20 protein-coding genes and 2 pseudogenes are annotated in these 17,190 nt (G+C 55.6%); 20 read left to right on the top strand and 2 right to left on the bottom strand.

Going from position 1 to position 17,190, the window contains the following annotated elements; all coding sequences use genetic code 11:
* Nucleotides 1–95 precede the first annotated feature (95 nt).
* From WMO64_RS14675 to WMO64_RS14690, 4 genes are all read left to right on the top strand, one after another.
* Entirely contained in the window at nt 96–1,097 is a 1,002-nt protein-coding gene (locus tag WMO64_RS14675) for an AAA family ATPase (protein ID WP_349232471.1), read from the top strand.
* A gap of 482 nt (nt 1,098–1,579) precedes the next feature.
* A complete protein-coding gene (locus WMO64_RS14680) occupies nt 1,580–2,854 on the top strand; it encodes a vWA domain-containing protein (RefSeq protein ID WP_349232446.1) in 1,275 nt (424 codons plus the stop codon).
* A gap of 188 nt (nt 2,855–3,042) precedes the next feature.
* Nucleotides 3,043–3,330, top strand: coding sequence for a hypothetical protein (locus tag WMO64_RS14685; RefSeq protein WP_349232447.1), 288 nt, complete (start codon nt 3,043–3,045; stop codon nt 3,328–3,330).
* A 64-nt stretch (nt 3,331–3,394) separates the two neighbouring features.
* Nucleotides 3,395–4,099, top strand: coding sequence for a hypothetical protein (locus WMO64_RS14690; RefSeq protein WP_349232448.1), 705 nt, complete (start codon nt 3,395–3,397; stop codon nt 4,097–4,099).
* A gap of 152 nt (nt 4,100–4,251) precedes the next feature.
* Here WMO64_RS14690 and WMO64_RS14695 read toward each other — a convergent pair whose 3' ends face one another.
* Nucleotides 4,252–4,548 (bottom strand): hypothetical protein, encoded by a 297-nt coding sequence (locus tag WMO64_RS14695; RefSeq protein ID WP_349232449.1) that lies wholly within the window; start codon nt 4,546–4,548, stop codon nt 4,252–4,254.
* A 36-nt stretch (nt 4,549–4,584) separates the two neighbouring features.
* Between WMO64_RS14695 and WMO64_RS14700 the strand changes: the two genes are divergently transcribed.
* The 12 genes and pseudogenes from WMO64_RS14700 to WMO64_RS14755 all read left to right on the top strand — a co-directional run.
* Nucleotides 4,585–5,229: an amidoligase family protein gene (locus WMO64_RS14700; protein ID WP_349232450.1), complete on the top strand. Its 645-nt coding sequence runs from the start codon at nt 4,585–4,587 to the stop codon at nt 5,227–5,229.
* 32 nt (nt 5,230–5,261) lie between these two features.
* Nucleotides 5,262–6,197 carry a DUF932 domain-containing protein gene (locus tag WMO64_RS14705; RefSeq protein WP_349232451.1) on the top strand — a complete coding sequence of 312 codons (936 nt, stop codon included), beginning with the start codon at nt 5,262–5,264 and terminating at the stop codon, nt 6,195–6,197.
* Nucleotides 6,198–6,267: 70 nt separating this feature from the next.
* Nucleotides 6,268–7,212 (top strand): annotated as a pseudogene (locus tag WMO64_RS14710) (YqaJ viral recombinase family nuclease).
* Nucleotides 7,213–7,225: 13 nt separating this feature from the next.
* Entirely contained in the window at nt 7,226–8,002 is a 777-nt protein-coding gene (locus WMO64_RS14715) for a hypothetical protein (protein WP_349232452.1), read from the top strand.
* An 85-nt stretch (nt 8,003–8,087) separates the two neighbouring features.
* Entirely contained in the window at nt 8,088–8,477 is a 390-nt protein-coding gene (locus tag WMO64_RS14720; protein ID WP_349232453.1) for a hypothetical protein, read from the top strand.
* 39 nt (nt 8,478–8,516) lie between these two features.
* Nucleotides 8,517–8,891, top strand: a complete 375-nt coding sequence (locus WMO64_RS14725; RefSeq protein ID WP_349232454.1) for a hypothetical protein — start codon at nt 8,517–8,519, stop codon at nt 8,889–8,891.
* A gap of 513 nt (nt 8,892–9,404) precedes the next feature.
* The gene (locus WMO64_RS14730; protein WP_349232455.1) at nt 9,405–9,713 is read left to right on the top strand and encodes a DUF6788 family protein; all 309 of its coding nucleotides are present in this window, start codon (nt 9,405–9,407) and stop codon (nt 9,711–9,713) included.
* Nucleotides 9,710–10,201, top strand: coding sequence for a DUF3990 domain-containing protein (locus WMO64_RS14735; protein ID WP_349232456.1), 492 nt, complete (start codon nt 9,710–9,712; stop codon nt 10,199–10,201). The genes WMO64_RS14730 and WMO64_RS14735 overlap by 4 nt, the downstream gene beginning before the upstream one ends.
* Complete coding sequence (locus WMO64_RS14740) at nt 10,201–10,440, top strand: hypothetical protein (RefSeq protein WP_294547321.1); 240 nt, start codon at nt 10,201–10,203, stop codon at nt 10,438–10,440. Before WMO64_RS14735 ends, WMO64_RS14740 begins: the two co-directional genes overlap by 1 nt.
* Nucleotides 10,441–10,442: 2 nt before the next feature.
* Complete coding sequence (locus WMO64_RS14745) at nt 10,443–10,655, top strand: DUF3791 domain-containing protein (protein ID WP_206424065.1); 213 nt, start codon at nt 10,443–10,445, stop codon at nt 10,653–10,655.
* Between the two features lie 265 nt (nt 10,656–10,920).
* The gene (locus WMO64_RS14750; protein WP_349232457.1) at nt 10,921–12,576 is read left to right on the top strand and encodes a recombinase family protein; all 1,656 of its coding nucleotides are present in this window, start codon (nt 10,921–10,923) and stop codon (nt 12,574–12,576) included.
* Nucleotides 12,564–12,848, top strand: a pseudogene (locus WMO64_RS14755) (sporulation stage IV protein A); the annotation flags it as partial. The gene WMO64_RS14750 and the pseudogene WMO64_RS14755, both read left to right, overlap by 13 nt.
* Before the next feature lie 43 nt (nt 12,849–12,891).
* Here WMO64_RS14755 and WMO64_RS14760 read toward each other — a convergent pair.
* A complete protein-coding gene (locus tag WMO64_RS14760; RefSeq protein ID WP_349232458.1) occupies nt 12,892–13,521 on the bottom strand; it encodes a Crp/Fnr family transcriptional regulator in 630 nt (209 codons plus the stop codon).
* A 147-nt stretch (nt 13,522–13,668) separates the two neighbouring features.
* Here WMO64_RS14760 and leuC point away from each other — a divergent pair, with 147 nt between their 5' ends.
* From leuC to WMO64_RS14780, 4 genes are all read left to right on the top strand, one after another.
* Nucleotides 13,669–14,937, top strand: coding sequence for a 3-isopropylmalate dehydratase large subunit (leuC, locus tag WMO64_RS14765; protein ID WP_349232459.1), 1,269 nt, complete (start codon nt 13,669–13,671; stop codon nt 14,935–14,937).
* Nucleotides 14,938–14,987: 50 nt separating this feature from the next.
* A complete protein-coding gene (locus tag WMO64_RS14770) occupies nt 14,988–15,473 on the top strand; it encodes a 3-isopropylmalate dehydratase small subunit (RefSeq protein WP_294518300.1) in 486 nt (161 codons plus the stop codon).
* Nucleotides 15,470–16,546, top strand: coding sequence for a 3-isopropylmalate dehydrogenase (leuB, locus tag WMO64_RS14775; protein WP_294518302.1), 1,077 nt, complete (start codon nt 15,470–15,472; stop codon nt 16,544–16,546). Before WMO64_RS14770 ends, leuB begins: the two co-directional genes overlap by 4 nt.
* A gap of 78 nt (nt 16,547–16,624) precedes the next feature.
* A complete protein-coding gene (locus tag WMO64_RS14780; RefSeq protein WP_294518304.1) occupies nt 16,625–17,122 on the top strand; it encodes a GNAT family N-acetyltransferase in 498 nt (165 codons plus the stop codon).
* Nucleotides 17,123–17,190: the final 68 nt, after the last annotated feature.

Genomic DNA, 17,190 nt, shown 5'->3' on the forward strand with positions numbered 1-17,190 from the left:
TGTGTCGCGACTTCATTCTACCAGAGATCTGCAAACCATGTCTCTTTTTCTTTTTGCGAAACTTATTCTACCTTATCCTGGACGTCCTGCTGAACGTGGGCCTTGTGCGGCCGGTGTTCATTTGGGGGCCTCCCGGAATCGGCAAAAGCGCCATCGTGGAACAGTTTGCTCAGCAAGTGGGCCTGCCCTGTGTGTCCCTTTTGGGCAGTCAGCTGGCCCCGGAGGACATCATCGGCGTACCCCAAATCGTAAACGGGCGGAGCATGTTCTGCCCGCCCAGGATGATCGCCCAGGACGAGCCCTACTGCCTGTTCCTGGACGAGCTCAACGCCTGCTCCCAGGAGGTTCAGAAGGCGTTCTACTCCCTCATCCTGGAACGCCGGGTGGGGGAATATCACCTGCCACAAGGCTCTATGGTGATCGGGGCGGGCAACCGAGCCCAGGACAACGCCATCACCCGCCCCATCTCTTCAGCTCTGCTCAACCGCATGTTCCATGTGGAGCTGCGGGCGGATACCCGACTCTGGCTGGAGTGGGCGGCGCAGAACGGCATCCACCCATGGGTCTATGATTATATTTGTGCCCGCCCGGATCAGCTTTGGAGCCCGCCGCCCAAGACGGAAGCGCCCTTCTCCACGCCCCGGAGCTGGCACATGCTCAGTGACGCCATCACCAGCTACGGAAACGGAATCCAGGGCAAAGAACTGTCCGTTTTGGCAAATGGATGCCTGACCGCCGCACACGCCACACAGTTCTGCGCCTACGTCCGGCAGGTGCGGGGTCAGTATTCCCTCAACAAAATCATACACGGGGAGCAGAAGTGGCCGGACAAACCGGAGGATTGGGACATTCTGTACTTCCTGGCGCAAAGTCTCCGGGCACGGCTGTTAAAGGAACTCCCCCGGAACCGGGGCCAGTTGAGCGGAGAAGCGGGTCAGTTGGCCGCCCGCGCCAAGGAGCTGCTGCTGGAACTGTCCAATCTTAGCCTGGAGATGGCGCAAATGGCGGTGACGCCGGAGGGGGATGATACACTCCCCGCCTGGTTCCTGGCGGAGCTGGTGCGGGAACTGCCCGCCCTGGCGAAAAGGCAGGGGTGACGATGGGCAAGCATCAGAAGGGCCGGCAGGCGGAGCGGCCAGCGTATGAGGCGGCCTGGGAAAGAGTCCGGGACGGGATGCTGGGCCGTCTGGCTTGGGGCGTCCACCTTCACCCAGGTAAACAGGGCCAGATGGCAAAGGATGACTGGGCCTGGGTGACGAACCAGGGAGAAGTTGTTCTAAATACTTCTCACTTGGGCACAGTGGGAGAGTGGGAGTATGTGCTTACCCACTGCCTGCTCCACCTCGGCATGGGCCATTTCCAAAAAGAGCGGATGGACGATCCGTCTTGGACCACGGCCTGCGACCTAATCGTTACAGATTTCCTTCGGAGCAGTCACCTGGGCGCCCCGCCGCCGGAGTTTCAGCAGCTGCCGCCTGTTCCGGTCAAAAGCGAGGAGCAGATATATCGTTTATTGAAAGAGCAGCCGGAATTGTTGTCGAAGTGTGTCTTCAGTACAATGGCCCATGGCCGTCCTGACATGCGGTGGACCGGAGAGCCGCCCAAAGCCTCCTTCCCTGACCTGTTCGCCCAGTCTATCCAGGCAGCGATCCAGGAGGCGCTGTGCAGTTCCAGCCGGTTAGGGAGCCGCAGTGGACGGTGGAGGCCGGACTATGTTCTGGCCCGGGACTGGTTCCTGTCCAGCTACCCACTGCTGGGGGCGCTGGCCGCCTCCTTTCGGATCGTGGATGACCGGGAGGCCGTGCGCCGCACGGGTATCCCCGTGGCGGCGGTGAATTGCCAGCTTCGGGAGCTCTACATCAATGCAGACCTCCGCCTGAACCTGGAAATATGGAAGTTCATCTTGGCCCATGAATTTCTCCATGCCGCCCTCCGGCACGATATACGCCGCCAGGACCGGAACCCCATCCTCTGGAATGTAGCCTGCGATTTCGTGGTCAACGGCTGGCTTCTGGAGATGAATCTTGGGATCATGCCCGATTTCGCTCTCCACGACATCGCATTTCGGGGGATGTCTGTGGAGAGTGTCTATGACCAGCTTTGCCGGGACATCCGCTACTATACCACGTTAGACCCTAAAGACTTACTCTACGGGGACGAGGCATGGTGGGACACTCTGGAGGGCGGAGAACTGGACGGGTACTACCGTTCTGCGCTCTACCAAGGGTTGGAGTATCACACCAGTCAGGGACGGGGCTTCCTGCCCGTGGGTCTGGTGGAAGAGATCTACGCCGTCAGCCGTCCGCCCATCCCCTGGGACGTGGAGCTGGCGAAGTGGTTTGACGAACAGTTTGCCCCTATGGAGAAACACCGGAGTTACGCCCGCCTCAGCCGGAGGCAGAGCGCCACGCCGGAGATTCCCCGCCCAGCCTGGAGAGCGGAACCGGATATAGAACGCCAGCGCATCTTCGGTGTTGTGCTGGATACCTCCGGTTCCATGGACCGGCGCCTGTTGGCCGCCGTCCTGGGCTCTATCGCCAGTTACGGCCATGCCAGGGATGTATCCCATGTTCGGGTCGTGTTCTGCGATGCTGTCCCCTACGACCAAGGCATAATGCACCCGGAGGATATTGCCGGGGCGGTGCAGGTTCGGGGGCGAGGCGGTACCCGGCTCCAGCCCGGCATCGACCTACTGGAGCACGACGCAGCCTTTCCGAAAAACGCCCCCGTTCTGATTATCACAGACGGGGCCTGCGACATGCTTCAGCTCCACGGCCGGGAGCACGCCTATCTGGTGCCCTGGGGAAAGCGATTGCCATTCCGAGCGAAAGGGCCGGTATTCAAGCTGAAATAGCGTGTTTCCGGTTTCCAGAAAAGAACGAATATAAATTATACCTATGAAGCCCCATGGAGCAAACCGCTCCATGGGGCTATCTCTATTTTGGGAGGAATTTCTATGAAGATCTCACTTACTCGACGATGGAGGGAGGAACGACAAACGAATGGGATGGGCAGTAAGCAGGTTGAGCTGGTGGCAGAGCGATGATTGAACGACTGCTTAGAGATGGCCAGTTTCTTGGCGGCGAGGGCTATCACAATGCCACGAGCCACATTCTGGAGGTCAGCGATGCCTTGGCAAGACGCTTAGGAAAAGGCTCGCAGTGGCTGGATGAACTGGAGGATGCTTATATCCAGAGGGAACAGATCGTAATGGAGGCCGCTTTCCGGGAAGGGTTCTGTCAGGCAGTTTTGCTCGCGTTGGAGGTCTGGTCACACGAAAGACAGATGCACTCACCGGAAGATGGAAAACAAAACTCCGAATCCCAATAGCGTAGCTCACTTGTAAAATTTTCAACCAATATATTTTAAGCGAATTCAAAACCGGAGGTGTTAAATGAACAAAGATTTTATAAAGGTGCATACTCTGTTGCGAGATTTGGAGCACACCGTTCCCAGCCATGTCAACCCATATCTTCATTTGGAGTATGGGCGGTGGTGGCGCTCTGCTTTCGTGTGGGATGAGAGTTTTCACAGCGAGCCGGCCGCCCGGCGAAATGCGGAACGGGAATTGTCGGCACTGTACCAGCAGGCGGAGCAGAAGTTTCACGCCTGTACCGACGGGCGTGCGCCGGACGGCTTCTTGCTCCGCTCTAAAGCCGAGTATGACCGCCGCCTGTCGGACTTACGGGAGGCGGTGGGGTGCTGCCGCACGGAAGCCACCTCGCCCATCGTCAACCGCATCGGCCTTCTCCTGGTATCGGATCATCTGTTTCAAGAGCTGGACCGTATTTATGCGGAATTGTGTGCGTCCTACGCATTGCCCAGCCTGGAGCATTATTGTCAGCACATCGTTTATGAGAGAAACGACCCTTCCGAAAACGAAGAAGGCTTCCTCTGGCTGCTCTCTAAGGCGTTGATACGCTGGGGCTATGACCTGATGCCGGCGATCCAGCAGCTGGAAGCGGACGCCAATGAACGCCTGGAAACCATTCATAAATCGTTTACCGCTCAGGCATCCCTCAGTGTCAGGAAGCACATAATCGCCCCGGTACAGGCGAAGCTTCCCATCCTGCGGGAACTCCTGGACCGGGCCGCCTGAAGGGAGCGCATGATGTGCAGATTCGTACCTTTGTTTGTGACATCTGTGGACAGGCGCGGCCGCTGGAAGAACGCACGAGATTTGACGGCCAGGAGTTGTGCGCGTGTTGTCTGGATGAACACACCGTACACTGCCGGGAGTGCGGCTCCCTCTTATGGCGGGATGACAACGCTGGGGACGCTGGTACCCCGCTGTGCCAGAATTGCTACGAAAGGAGATACACCATATGCTGTCAGTGCGGCGGCGTACTCCGGGAAAGCGAGGCTTGCTATGAGAACACAGACGAACACAACGAACACCCTTACTGCGCCCACTGCTTCCACGCCGTGGATCAGGAGCAGCTTATCCATAGCCATTCCTACAAACCGGAGCCCATCTTCTACGGGAAAGAGCCCCGGTTCTTCGGTCTGGAGCTTGAAATGGACGGTGGAGGTGAGTGTTCCGCACATGCTTCTGTCCTTCTGGCCGTTGCCAATCAGGAGAAGGTGAGAGCCTACATCAAGCATGACGGGTCATTGACCAATGGCTTTGAACTGGTCACCCACCCCATGAGTCTGGATACCCAGCTCCATAAGATGCCCTGGAGGGAACTTTGCCGCAAGGCGATTTCCTTGGGCTACCGCAGTCATCAGGCTTCCACATGCGGTCTCCACATCCATGTGAGCCGCAGGGCCTTTGGTTCCACAGAGCCGGAACAAGACGCCGCCATTGCCCGGGTACTCTACTTCTTCGAGAAGTACTGGGACAAACTGCTGAGATTCAGCAGGAGAACACCCAGGCAGTTAGACCGTTGGGCCTCCCGGTATGGCTATCAGGAACAGCCCATGGAGATCCTGGATTATGCCAAGAAGGGCTATCGCGGCGGCCGCTATGCCTGCGTCAACCTTCAAAATGCGGATACGGTGGAGTTCCGCATATTCCGTGGAACGCTGAAGCCAAACACCATCCTTGCCGCCTTGGAGCTGGTGGATTGCATCTGTAATTTAGCGGTCAATTTGTCCGACCAGGAGTTGAAAGCCATTTCCTGGAACGATTTTGTTTCCGCTATCAATACGGGCAGTTTCCCAGAACTGATCCAATATCTAAAGGACAGAGGACTCTACGGCAGTGAGGCCAGTGAAAATGACTGATAAAGATGAAATTGGGAAAGGAGTATCAATTTATGCCTGCTAATGTTGAAACCATGTTTTATGTCCGTGAAAAGCCCTGGCACGGCCTGGGTACGGAAGTCCAGGAGGCCCCCGCGTCCATTGACGCCTTGATTTACGCCGGCCTTGACTGGCGCGTGGAGCAGAGGGACGTTTACACGGGCGACGGAGCCCTGATTCCTGGCTACAAGGCGAATATTCGTAATACCGACAACGCCGTGCTGGGTATCGTGTCTGACCGCTACAAGGTGGTGCAGAACGAGGACGCCTTTCAATTCACCGATGACCTGCTGGGCGAGGGCGTGACCTACGAAACTGCCGGGGCGTTGCAGGGCGGCAAAAAGGTCTGGATGCTGGCGAAGATGCCTCACCGCTATATCATTGCCGGGGACGAGATCGCCCCTTATCTGGTGGTGATGAACTCCCACGACGGGAGCAGCGGCATCAAGGTCGCCATGACCCCTATCCGGGTCGTCTGCCAGAACACCCTCAATCTGGCCCTGAACAGCGCCAAGCGTATCTGGACGACCAAGCACACGGAAAACGTCATGAGCCGTGTCCATGAGGCCAGGGAGACCCTGATGCTGGCCGAGACCTACATGGGCGAGCTGGGCCGCAGTATTGATGATCTGTCCAAAATCAAGCTGACGGATAAGAAGGTCATGGAGTTCATGCAGGAGTTCTTTCCCATCATGGAGGACATGCCGGAGGTGCAGAGGAAAAACAACCTCCGCCTGCTGAACGATATGAAGCGGCGGTATTTCGACGCTCCCGACCTCTCTCACGTCAGCCGGAATGGGTATCGCTTTGTCAACGCAGTCAGCGACTTTGCCACCCACGCCGAGCCCATCCGCAGAACCCGGAATTACAATGAGAACCTGTTCCTCCGCACCGTTGAGGGCAATCCGATGATCGACAAAGCCTACAAGATGGTGCTGGCGGCAGCATAAGAGAGGGCGCAATACAGGGGCAGGGAGTATGTTCCCCGCCCCTCCTTTTCCGGAAAGATGAGGTCAAATGATGTCAGTCAAAATTGTAACGTCAACCGAGAACCTTCCCTATGAGGATTGGCTGGAGTACCGGAAGCTGGGCATTGGCGGGTCGGACGCCTCTGTGGTGTGCGGTATTAGCCGTTATAAGTCCCCTGTGGAACTGTGGATGGAAAAGACAGATCAGATCCCCGCGCAGGAGGCCGGGGAAGCCGCGTATTAGGGGACGCAGCTGGAATCCCTTGTCCGGGCTGAGTTTACCAAGCGGACGGGCTTGAAAGTCGAACTGGTCAGGCAGCTTCTCCAGAGCGAGGAGCACCCGTTCATGCTGGCGAATCTGGATGGGGTATGCGAGCACCCCGATCTTGGGCCCTGCGTATTCGAGGCCAAGACCGCCTCCGCTTACAAGGCGGGGGAGTGGGAAGACTCCGTTCCCGCCGAATATATGCTCCAAGTCCAGCACTATCTGGAAGTCACCGGGTACAAAGCGGCCTATATCGCAGTGCTGATTGGCGGCAATACCTTCCGCTGGAAACTGGTCGAACGCGACGAGGAATTGATCGCCATGCTGATTGAACTGGAATCCGCCTTTTGGCCGCATGTACAAGACCTTACGGTCCCGCCGCTGGACGGTTCCTCTGCATCGGCAAGGTTCCTCTCCGAGCGATTCCCCAGCAGCGTGCCGAAGTCCGAAATCGCTCTTCCGGATACCGCCGCTGAACTGCTGCTCCAATATGACGAAGCCTGTGAGCAGCTGGAGGCCGTCATCCAGCAGAAGCAGCAGGCCGAAAACCGGTTGAAACAGATGATGGGGGAGCATGAGGTCGGCACTTCCGGGAATCGGATCATCACCTGGAAGAACGTTTCTCAGGAGCGGCTGGACAGCAAGACCCTGAAGGCCGAGCACCCCGCACTCTATCAGAAATACGCGAACAAAACATCGTACCGCCGCTTCTTCATCAGAGAGGCGGTCTAATGGAGGTTTTCTTATGGACAACACGAAACTCAAAAGCCGCATGAGCGAGAAAGTACAGGCTTTGCAGGACATCCAGACGCAGACGGGCAGCGCGGCGGACGCCGCCCCGGTCCTGGTGGATTCCAGCTACCTTGCGCTGACCAACAACGCCATGAGCATTATCCGGGACAATTTGAAGAGCCAGCCCCTGTCCCTGGATCTCTTCGATGTGGTCAAGTCTCCCTCGGGCGGAGCCACGGTATTCTCGGTGCCGGGGCTGGCCGGGGAAGAGGCGGAAAAGGAACTGACCGGGATTATTCTGGACTATATGACGCCCCGGGCCTACTGGGATACGCCCGATCCGGTAGAGGGGACTCCGCCCGTATGCCTGAGCCAGAACAGCATCATCTCCCACGATGGGAAAGCCTGCGCCCGCTGTCCCTACAATGACTTTGGTAGCAAGGACGGGGAGAGCAACGCCAAAGCCTGCAAGGAATCCGTATTGCTCTTCCTTCTGCGCCCCAACAATATCATCCCTCTGCTGGTTCGGGTGCCAGTGACCAGCAAGCCCCGTTTCCTGAAATACTCCACCCGGCTGCTCAGTACCCTGACGCCCATCAGCAGCGTTGTTACCCGGATCACCTTGGAGAAGGCCACCAGCAAGCAGGGCAAGCCCTATGCGTTGTTCAACTTCCAGACCATCGGGACGCTTACCCCGGAGGAGGCAGCCCAGGCGAAGGTGTTTGGCCAGCAGTTCATGGCGCTGGTCAATGCCGCCGACCTGGTGCCGGAACTTGATGCGGCAAGCTAAATAGAATCAATGGTGACGGCCCGGTATTCATGTCTTAGAGCAAGGATACCGGGCCACCTAATTTTTATGAAGCTGGTAGTGAATTTTGAGAATAGATGATTTTATAACGGGGTTTTCTCTCATTTCGGGGTATTTACTTCTTTTAGGAATCAGTGGATTAGTAGCAGACTTTTTACTTCCCCGTGTTCCCTTTATAAAACGATATTTAGAAAATCTTCCCGACTGGGACGAAGAAATTAACAGGAAAGATATGGGGGAGGAATCTTTTGAAATTCAACAGGTCAGCGTAAAGCGACTGCGAGAGATCATCCATCAGATGGCCCCGAGTGGACGATTCCTCGCAAAAGAGGGCCGTACATGGATTGCCGTGGATAACTCCACCAATCACGCATGGACAGAGGAATTTCGCAAAAAGCGCCAGGCTGTCCGTTGGCTGAGAGGAGAATTTGAGGTCAGCGATATTTCCCAAAAGTAGGATCATATCTGCAATAACGCGAAAGAAGAGGCGATTGTGATGCGTATTGATTCAAAAGTCAATATGTCCGTCGAAGAACGAAACGAACTGGTAACATCTTATCTCTGGTGCATTGATTGCGTAATCCGTCAAAATTACAGCTTGGTACAGGCCGCTCACTTAGATAAAGACGATGTATATCAGAATCTTGCTTTGCGGCTGATACAGGCGGTAGAACGGTATCGCCCTGGAAGCAGGAGTTTAAAAGGATACATCTTCGCACAGTTGAAGTATGAGCTGCTGAACTGCAAAAGTGCCAGGGCCCGATATGGCTTCTGCTCGGCCCCATATGATCTGCGGGGTGCCGTAGTACCGCTGGAAACATTAGATAGAAGGGATCAATACCAAGAAACTTTACGCTATGGCATAGCATAAAAATGCGGAAATTGGGCTTCCCGTTGAGTATGTTAATAAAAATCAATCATGTCTCATTTTCGGCTATTTTGCGTTGGAGCATAGACACATGGAAAGAATTGAGGAAGCATATAGTTGTCCCATGGAGGGGATGGGATGTTAGAACAAGCGAGAAGTGAGCTAATCCGAGAAATTATGCTGCAAATAAATGAAAATCTGTACATAAAGGGAGAAATCAGTCGAGAACTATACGAACAGGCAAGATTAAAGATTGTAGAGAAAAGATTGTAGTAGCAGAAGAGATAGGGCGGGAGTTACCGACTCCGCGAAGCCTCAGGAGGAAATAAAAACTGAATCGTGTGTAAAGCATACTTTGATAGTTTTTGAAGTAGATCGGCACTTTCAAAATGGAATAGCACCCTGAAACGGTGCGGAGCGATCCGCACCGTTTTTACATACTAAGAAATGGATCTCATTGGGATACACAACCTGACATTGATTTTTTGATTTTGTTGTGTATAATAGAGGTGGGTGATGAGATTGAATTTGATTTTGAGCACTATATTGCAGGAGAAAGAACGCATTGACCGTATGCTGGCAAAATACCAGGAGGAATTGGGAACGCTTCCCAAAGGCACCATTTCTGAAAAAAAGGCCGGGAAGTCCACCTACTTTTATCTAAAGTACCGTGAGGGGAAACGGGTAATTTCCAAGTATATTCCACAAAAAGATGTGGAGGCGGTGCGGGAGCAAGTAGAAAAACGAAGGCATATCGAAACAATGATCCGGTCTTTGCGGGAGGAACGTGCGATTGCCGAGAAAGCATTGGAGGGACAATTATGATTTTATATCATGGTAGCAATCTGGTTGTATCGAAACCCAAGCTGATCCAGCAAAATCGATTTTTAGATTTTGGATTTGGCTTTTATACTACAACCAATAAGGCTCAGGCAATCAGCTTTGCGGATAAGGTGACGAAGCGCAGGAAAGACGGCCAAAGGGAAGTCAGCATTTATGAGATTGACGAGAATATCGCTTTTTCAGAGTGCTCTGTCCTGCGTTTTGATGAGCCGGGAGAAGCATGGCTGGATTTTGTATCGGATAACCGATCTGGCAATTATGAAGGTGAAGCCTATGATTTCATCTTTGGGCCAGTTGCCAATGATGATGTATACCGCACATTTACCCTCTATACCGCTGGCGTGTTAACCAAGGAACAGACCCTGGAACAGCTCAAAATCAAGAAGCTATATAATCAGTTGGTGTTGACAACGGAAAAAGCGCTGTCCTATCTGCGGTTTGTCGGTACAGTACCAGAGGAGGAATTTTGATGGCGGATAAAAAGTTTGAAGCAATTTTAACTTTATTGGTTCCCCAGGTTGTTCAGTTGATTTGTGAGAACTACCCCATGGATGAAGTGGCTGCGTCCAGAGAATTTTATGAATCCAAGGTATATTCTTTGCTGGAGCAAGAGGACACCAAACTGTGGCATTTCAGCCCACTTACCTTATTCAACATGTATGACGAAGAAAAAAAGACGGGAAACTTTGAGATACCGGAGGAGGTATGAAGATGAGCAGGCAAGGAGACTTCCTCATTTATTGCGTGGAAACCTATAAAAACGCCAAGCATTTGACGGGTAGGCAGGTGGCGGAGCTCTTTACCCGTTACCGTGTATGGGACTATGTGTATTCCTGCTTTGAAGCTTTGCACACCACGGGAGCCAATTATATTGTGGAGGACATAGACCTCTATATTGAGGCAAGGAAACCCGCTATGGCTTAATACTGTGCCTGAAACGGCACATTTCCCATTCATATCTGCACATAAAACAAAAAGTACATGCTGCAAAGGCCGATTGGAGTAAGCAATCCAGTCGGCTTTTTTCATGATGTAGAGGAACTGTATTTTTTATATCTTTTTACGATAGTCAACATAATTGAAAAACCAGTTGGTCTTTTTATAGCTTCTTCTAAAATTGAAAACGCCTATTGACTACCGCATAAATTGATTTTATAATGGAACAAACAGAAGTTAAGGAGGGAGTTCCTTGGACTTATATGATATTCGTACTGCGCTCAACTCAGGAAAAAGCATTTATGATCTTCCTCTGAGAGTTACCTACTATGCCCGCGTATCTACAGATAAGGACGAGCAGCTTCATTCTCTGGCGGCTCAGGTCCGCTATTATACGGAGTATATCCAGCGAAACCCTCAATGGATATTTGTGGAAGGCTATGTTGACGAGGGTATCAGCGGTACAACGGTCGGAAAACGGGAAAATTTTCTCCGGATGATACAAGATGCGGAAGCCGGCCATTTTGACTTCATTGTAACAAAGGAGATTTCACGTTTCTCCCGCAACACTTTGGACAGTATTAAATATACGCAGGATCTACTTCGCTATGGCGTGGGAGTCCTGTTTGAATCGGATAACATCAATACCCTCATGCCTGATGCGGAACTCCGATTAACGATCATGTCCAGCATTGCGCAGGATGAAGTACGTAAAATCTCAGAGCGTGTGAAATTCGGCTTTAAGCGCGCCATTGAAAACGGTGTTGTGCTGGGAAACAATAAAATCTGGGGCTATGAAAAGAAAGACGGCCGCTTAGTCATCAATGAGGAAGAGGCCGAGGTAGTCCGCATCATTTTTAACCTCTATGCCAATGAGCGTTTGGGTATCCGCGGAATTGCGCAGCACCTCTCTAGCATGGGATATAAAAACACCCGGGGCAACGATTTCTCGTTCAGCACGATTCGGGGAATTCTGTCAAACCCCAAGTATAAAGGGTATTATTGCGGCAGAAAGAGCAGTAAACTGGACTACCGAACAAAGGACATTAAGGTGTTCGACCCGGAAGACTGGGTTATGTACAAAGACGAAAGCGGGCAGGTTGTCCCGGCTATTGTCTCAGAAGAGCTGTGGGACAAGGCAAACTGGATTCTGGAGAAGCGTTCCGCCAAGCAGAGCGCAGAGGATAAGACAGGCTATCAAAACCGTTACCCATACAGCGGAAAGATTATCTGCGGCATTCACAAATTGCCCTACTACCGCTCTCTCTACCGGTATAAGAGTGGAAACAAGGAGATCTGGCAGTGCCAGGAGTACAGCCGAAAGGGGAGGGAGGGGTGTTCAGCCCCTGTCCTCTATACGTCCGAGTTAGACACTATCATGCGTCAGGTGCTGGAAGATCTGTCGCTTAATAAGGCAGATGTCATCCATGACTTAATTCAGCTTTATACTTCCATTGGAAACGGGAGTAAAACCGAAGAGGACATTGCCAAATGCAAGGTCAACATTGAGGGGATATTAAAAAGAAAGGACAAGCTCCTGGATCTGAGTATCGGAGGACACATTTCCGACAACGAGTTTACCCAACGCAACAGCCGTTTTAACGAGGAAATTGACAGGCTGCGTCTCCGGCTCGACGAGCTGGAACAGGAGCGGTCAAAGAATCGGGAGATGCTGCAATCCATCGATGTGCTGCGGCAGGCCATTACGAAGGAATTGGATTTCACCGAGGGGTTCTCCATCGGGGTGATTGATACGCTTTTGGATCATATTGAAGTACACCCCCAAGAAGGGGATAAGAAAAACGAGATTCATGTTTCCGTTTATTTGAAAGCAATCTCTGGGGAAGAGCGATTTACGATCCAAAGGGGGCGTGGACGGACTTCTGTTTGTACCAGACAATACACATGATCCGGGCCGACATCGAGACCGAGGTCTCTCCCATTGTAGGCAATGAGAAGCAGTCGGAGGAGATGGTCAACTTCCTGCTCCAGGAGTTCGAGGGGGACACCAGCGCCATCTGGCAGTCCAACATCTTCGGCAAGTCCTTCCACGAGTTGGTCAGCGAGGACCTGCACACCAAGCTGCTCCGCATGCCGGAGGACGCCCGGAGCAAGCTCCAGGAGACCCTGACCCGCATCATCAACGAGGGCTCCGGAGGGCTCATCTGCATCATTCTGTAACAAAAAAGCGCTGGACGGAAATCCGTCCAGCGCTTTTGCGCCGTTACCGGCCATCTGCCTCCGCCATGCGATGGAGGGTAGCCTTGTCTATGATCTTCAGGGTGCGGTAGCCGGTGGACACTGCGCCGGTTTTGGCCAGATCCCCCAGCACCCGGCTCACCGTCACCCGGCTGACACCAACCGCCTCGCCGATCTCCTCGTGGGTGCAGTGGATGGTGCCGTCCGCCTCCGGTGTCAGGCGGAGCAGGTAGCGGGCAATGCGCTGATCCGCCTGGAGCAGGGTGCCGTCCACATGGACGGAGAGCAGCCGGACCGTGCGGGCCAGATACTCCAGCATGGACACGGCCAGATCCGGGTGGCGGGAGAACACATCTGAGAGGTGCTGCCGGTCCACTGACACCAGCTCGCACCTGGTCACCGCCACGGCGGAGGACACCCGGGGCTGCCGGTCAAAAAAGGCAGCCTCGCCGATCAGCTCGCCGCTGTGGTGGAGGGTCAGGGTCCGCTCGCTGCCCGCCCCCGAGCTGAGGAAGCACTTCACCGTCCCCGAGAGGATGTAGTAGAACTGTTCCGCCTGGGTATCCTGGAGGTAGATCAGTCGCCCGGGCTCATAGATCTGGGGTGGTCTCCCCTCGGCAAGGGGACGCCAAATATCCCGTTTGTTCTCGCCCATACGCCGTCGCCTCCCAGAGCCCTTTCGGCCGGAATCGTCTGTCTCTGAGAATTGTATCACGTGTTACATTCTTTTTGCAAGGGTTCTGTCATACTAACTTCATAAAACATCGCAAAACTTCCACTACATATCAGGAGGGAATCTAGAATGGGAATGACCATGACCCAGAAGATCCTGGCCAAGCACGCCGGACTGGCATCCGTGGAGGCCGGACAGCTGATCGAGGCCAAATTGGACATGGTGCTGGGCAACGACATCACCACCCCTGTGGCCATTACGGAGTTCAACAAAGCGGGGCTGACCCGTATCTTTGATAAGGACAAGATCTCTATCGTGCTGGACCACTCCACCCCCTGCAAGGACATCAAGTCCGCCCAGCTGTGCGCCCAGGCCAGAGAGTTTGCCAAGCGCTTCGATATCACCAACTTCTACGACGTGGGCCAGATGGGCGTGGAACACGCTCTGCTCCCTGAAAAGGGCCTGGTGGCCCCCGGCGAGGTGGTCATCGGCGCCGACTCCCACACCTGCACCTACGGCGCGCTGGGCGCTTTCTCCACCGGCGTGGGCTCCACCGATATGGCCGCGGGCATGGCCACCGGTCTGGCCTGGTTCAAGGTGCCCTCCGCCATCAAGGTCACCCTGAAGGGCAAGTTCCAGCCCTATGTATCCGGCAAGGACGTGATGCTCCACCTCATCGGTGAGATCGGCGTGGACGGCGCCCTGTACAAGTCCCTGGAGTTCGGCGGCGAGGGCGTGAAAGAGCTGGCCATGGACGACCGCTTCACCATCTCCAACATGGCCATTGAGGCCGGCGGCAAGAACGGCATTTTCCCTGTGGACGACGTGACCAGAGCCTATCTCAACGGCCGCGTCACCAGGGAGTGGGAGGCCTTTGAGCCCGATCCCGACGCTGTGTATGAGCGCGAGGTGGTCATTGACCTGGACCAGCTGCGTCCCACTGTGGCTCTGCCCCATCTGCCCTCCAACACCCGCACCGTGGACCAGGTGGAGGGCATGCCCATCCAGCAGGTGATCATCGGCTCCTGCACCAACGGCCGGCTGAAGGACATCAAGGAGGCGGCAGAAATCCTCAAGGGCCGCAAGGTGGCCAAGGGCGTACGCTGCATCGTGTTCCCCGCCACCCAGCAGATCATGCTGGACGCCATGAAGGCGGGCTACATTCAGGCTCTGGTAGAGGCCGGCTGCGCTGTGTCCACCCCCACCTGCGGTCCATGCCTGGGCGGCCACATGGGCGTTCTGTCCGACGGTGAGCGGGCCATCAGCACCACCAACCGGAACTTCGTGGGCCGGATGGGCCCTGTGAGCTCCGAGATTATCCTGTCCAGCCCCGCTGTTGCCGCCGCCTCCGCGGTCACCGGCTGCGTCACCGACCCGGCCAAGCTGGAAAAGCTCTGATTTTACCGCGGCAGACCTCTATTTCTCACTGAACAGAAAGGAACTTTGCCATGAAGGTTTATAAATACGGCGACAACGTGGACACCGACGTCATCATCCCCGCCCGTCACCTGAACAACCCCGACCCCAAGGCGCTTGCCTCCCACTGCATGGAGGATATCGACGCCAACTTCGCCTCCACTGTGGAAGAGGGGGATATCATCGTGGCCGGCGCCAACTTCGGCTGCGGCTCTTCCCGCGAGCACGCGCCCCTGTCCATCAAAGCCTGCGGCGTCAAGTGCGTCATCGCCAAGAGCTTTGCCCGCATCTTCTACCGCAACTCCATCAACATCGGCTTCCCCATCATGGAGTGTGCCGAGGCCGCCGAGGCCATCCAGCCCGGCGACAAGGTGACCGTGGACTTCCAGAGCGGCGTCATCACCGACGAGACCCAGGGCAAGACCTGGCAGGCGGCGCCCTTCCCTGAGTTCATCAACGGCATCATCCAGAGCGGCGGACTGCTCAACTCCCTGAAGGCGAGAGGTGTGGCGAAATGAATTACAAGATTGCCCTCATCCGGGGCGACGGCATCGGTCCCGAGGTGGTAAACGAAGCGGTACACGTGCTGGATGCCGTAGGGAAGAAGTTCGGCCACAGCTTCACCTATGTGGACGTGCTTATGGGCGGCTGCGCCACCGACGCGGTGGGGAAGAGCTACCCCGACGGCACCGCCGAGCTGTGCAAGACCTGTGATGCGGTGCTCCTGGGCGCCGTGGGCGGTCCCAAGTGGGGTTCCGACAAGCCCGCCGAGCAGCGGCCCGAGACCGCCCTGCTGGCTCTTCGGAAGGACCTGGGGCTGTATGCCAATCTGCGTCCCGCCGCCCTGCGCCCCGCCCTGGCGGACGCCTGCCCCCTGAAGAAGGAGACCGCCGAGAAGGGGATCGACCTGATGATGGTCCGGGAGCTGACCGGAGGCATCTACTTCGGCAAGCGGGGCCGCTACGAGACAGAGGACCGGGGCGTGGAGTGCACCGATCTGATGGCCTACTCCGAGATGGAGATCGAGCGCATCGGCCGCCGCGCCTTTGAGCTGGCCCGGCTCCGCCGGAAGAAGGTGGCCAGCGTGGACAAGGCCAACGTGCTGGAGACCTCCCGCCTGTGGCGGAGCGTGATGCACCGCCTGGCCCAGGAGTACCCCGACGTGGAGTACTCCGACGTGCTGGTGGACAACTGTGCCATGCAGCTGGTCCGTGACCCCAGCCAGTTCGACGTGGTGGCCACGGAGAACATGTTCGGCGACATCCTGTCCGACGAGGCGTCCATGATCACCGGGTCTATCGGCCTGCTGCCCTCCGCCTCCATCGGCGACAGCGCCCCCGGGCTCTACGAGCCCATCCACGGCTCCGCACCCGACATTGCGGGCCAGGACAAGGCCAACCCCATCGCCACCATTCTCTCCGCCGCCATGATGATGCGCTACTCCTTCCATCTGGCCGACGAGGCTGCCGCCATTGAGAACGCGGTGGACGCGGTGCTGGCGGAAGGCTGGCGCACGCCTGACATCGCCGAGCCGGGCACCCAGGCCGTGGGCACCAAAAAAATGGGCGAGCTGATCGCCGCCAAAATCTGAGCAAGTGAACTGACAGAAAGACCGGATACAGAAAACTGTATCCGGTCTTTTCTGGGCAGACAGGGAAGGAGAGATTCCATGGCAGAGGAATTGACGTTCCGGTTCGCCGAGGAGGCGGACGCGGGGACCATTCTGTCGTTTATCAAAGGGCTGGCGGAGTATGAAAAGATGTCCGACCAGGTGGTGGCCACAGAGGAGCTGCTCCGGGAATGGATCTTCCAGAAGGGAAAGGCGGAGGTCCTTTTTGCCGTCAAGGACGGCGGGGAGATCGGCTTCGCCCTGTTCTTCCATAACTTCTCCACCTTTCTGGGCCGGGCGGGACTCTATCTGGAGGACCTGTTCATTCTCCCGAAGTATCGGGGCAGGGGATACGGCCGCCGTTTTCTGAGCGAACTGGCCCGTATCGCAGTGGAACGGGGCTGCGGGAGACTGGAGTGGTACTGTCTGGACTGGAACCAGCCCAGCATCGCGTTTTACCGCTCTCTGGGGGCGGTGCCCCTGGATGAGTGGACCACCTATCGTCTTACAGGGGATACCCTGAAGAACCTGGCCAGGCAGAGCATGCCGGAGGAGTGAGGGCGTCTTGCGCTTGCCAAATAAATCTGGTAAACTCTGAGTGGGAAGACCGGAATCCCCGTCGGTGG

This window comes from Pseudoflavonifractor intestinihominis, assembly GCF_040096055.1.
Classification (GTDB): Bacteria; Bacillota; Clostridia; order Oscillospirales; family Oscillospiraceae; genus Pseudoflavonifractor; species Pseudoflavonifractor intestinihominis.

What these genes read in the sequence shown, in the direction of transcription:
- WMO64_RS14680 (WP_349232446.1), top strand. Translation starts at nt 1,580, where the DNA reads ATGCGGTGGACCGGAGAGCCGCCCAAAGCCTCCTTCCCTGACCTGTTC.
- WMO64_RS14685 (WP_349232447.1), top strand. Translation starts at nt 3,043, where the DNA reads ATGATTGAACGACTGCTTAGAGATGGCCAGTTTCTTGGCGGCGAGGGC.
- WMO64_RS14690 (WP_349232448.1), top strand. Translation starts at nt 3,395, where the DNA reads ATGAACAAAGATTTTATAAAGGTGCATACTCTGTTGCGAGATTTGGAG.
- WMO64_RS14695 (WP_349232449.1), bottom strand. Translation starts at nt 4,548, where the DNA reads ATGTGCGGAACACTCACCTCCACCGTCCATTTCAAGCTCCAGACCGAA.
- WMO64_RS14705 (WP_349232451.1), top strand. Translation starts at nt 5,262, where the DNA reads ATGCCTGCTAATGTTGAAACCATGTTTTATGTCCGTGAAAAGCCCTGG.
- WMO64_RS14715 (WP_349232452.1), top strand. Translation starts at nt 7,226, where the DNA reads ATGGACAACACGAAACTCAAAAGCCGCATGAGCGAGAAAGTACAGGCT.
- WMO64_RS14725 (WP_349232454.1), top strand. Translation starts at nt 8,517, where the DNA reads ATGCGTATTGATTCAAAAGTCAATATGTCCGTCGAAGAACGAAACGAA.
- WMO64_RS14730 (WP_349232455.1), top strand. Translation starts at nt 9,405, where the DNA reads ATGAGATTGAATTTGATTTTGAGCACTATATTGCAGGAGAAAGAACGC.
- WMO64_RS14735 (WP_349232456.1), top strand. Translation starts at nt 9,710, where the DNA reads ATGATTTTATATCATGGTAGCAATCTGGTTGTATCGAAACCCAAGCTG.
- WMO64_RS14740 (WP_294547321.1), top strand. Translation starts at nt 10,201, where the DNA reads ATGGCGGATAAAAAGTTTGAAGCAATTTTAACTTTATTGGTTCCCCAG.
- WMO64_RS14745 (WP_206424065.1), top strand. Translation starts at nt 10,443, where the DNA reads ATGAGCAGGCAAGGAGACTTCCTCATTTATTGCGTGGAAACCTATAAA.
- WMO64_RS14760 (WP_349232458.1), bottom strand. Translation starts at nt 13,521, where the DNA reads ATGGGCGAGAACAAACGGGATATTTGGCGTCCCCTTGCCGAGGGGAGA.
- leuC (WP_349232459.1), top strand. Translation starts at nt 13,669, where the DNA reads ATGGGAATGACCATGACCCAGAAGATCCTGGCCAAGCACGCCGGACTG.
- WMO64_RS14770 (WP_294518300.1), top strand. Translation starts at nt 14,988, where the DNA reads ATGAAGGTTTATAAATACGGCGACAACGTGGACACCGACGTCATCATC.
- leuB (WP_294518302.1), top strand. Translation starts at nt 15,470, where the DNA reads ATGAATTACAAGATTGCCCTCATCCGGGGCGACGGCATCGGTCCCGAG.
- WMO64_RS14780 (WP_294518304.1), top strand. Translation starts at nt 16,625, where the DNA reads ATGGCAGAGGAATTGACGTTCCGGTTCGCCGAGGAGGCGGACGCGGGG.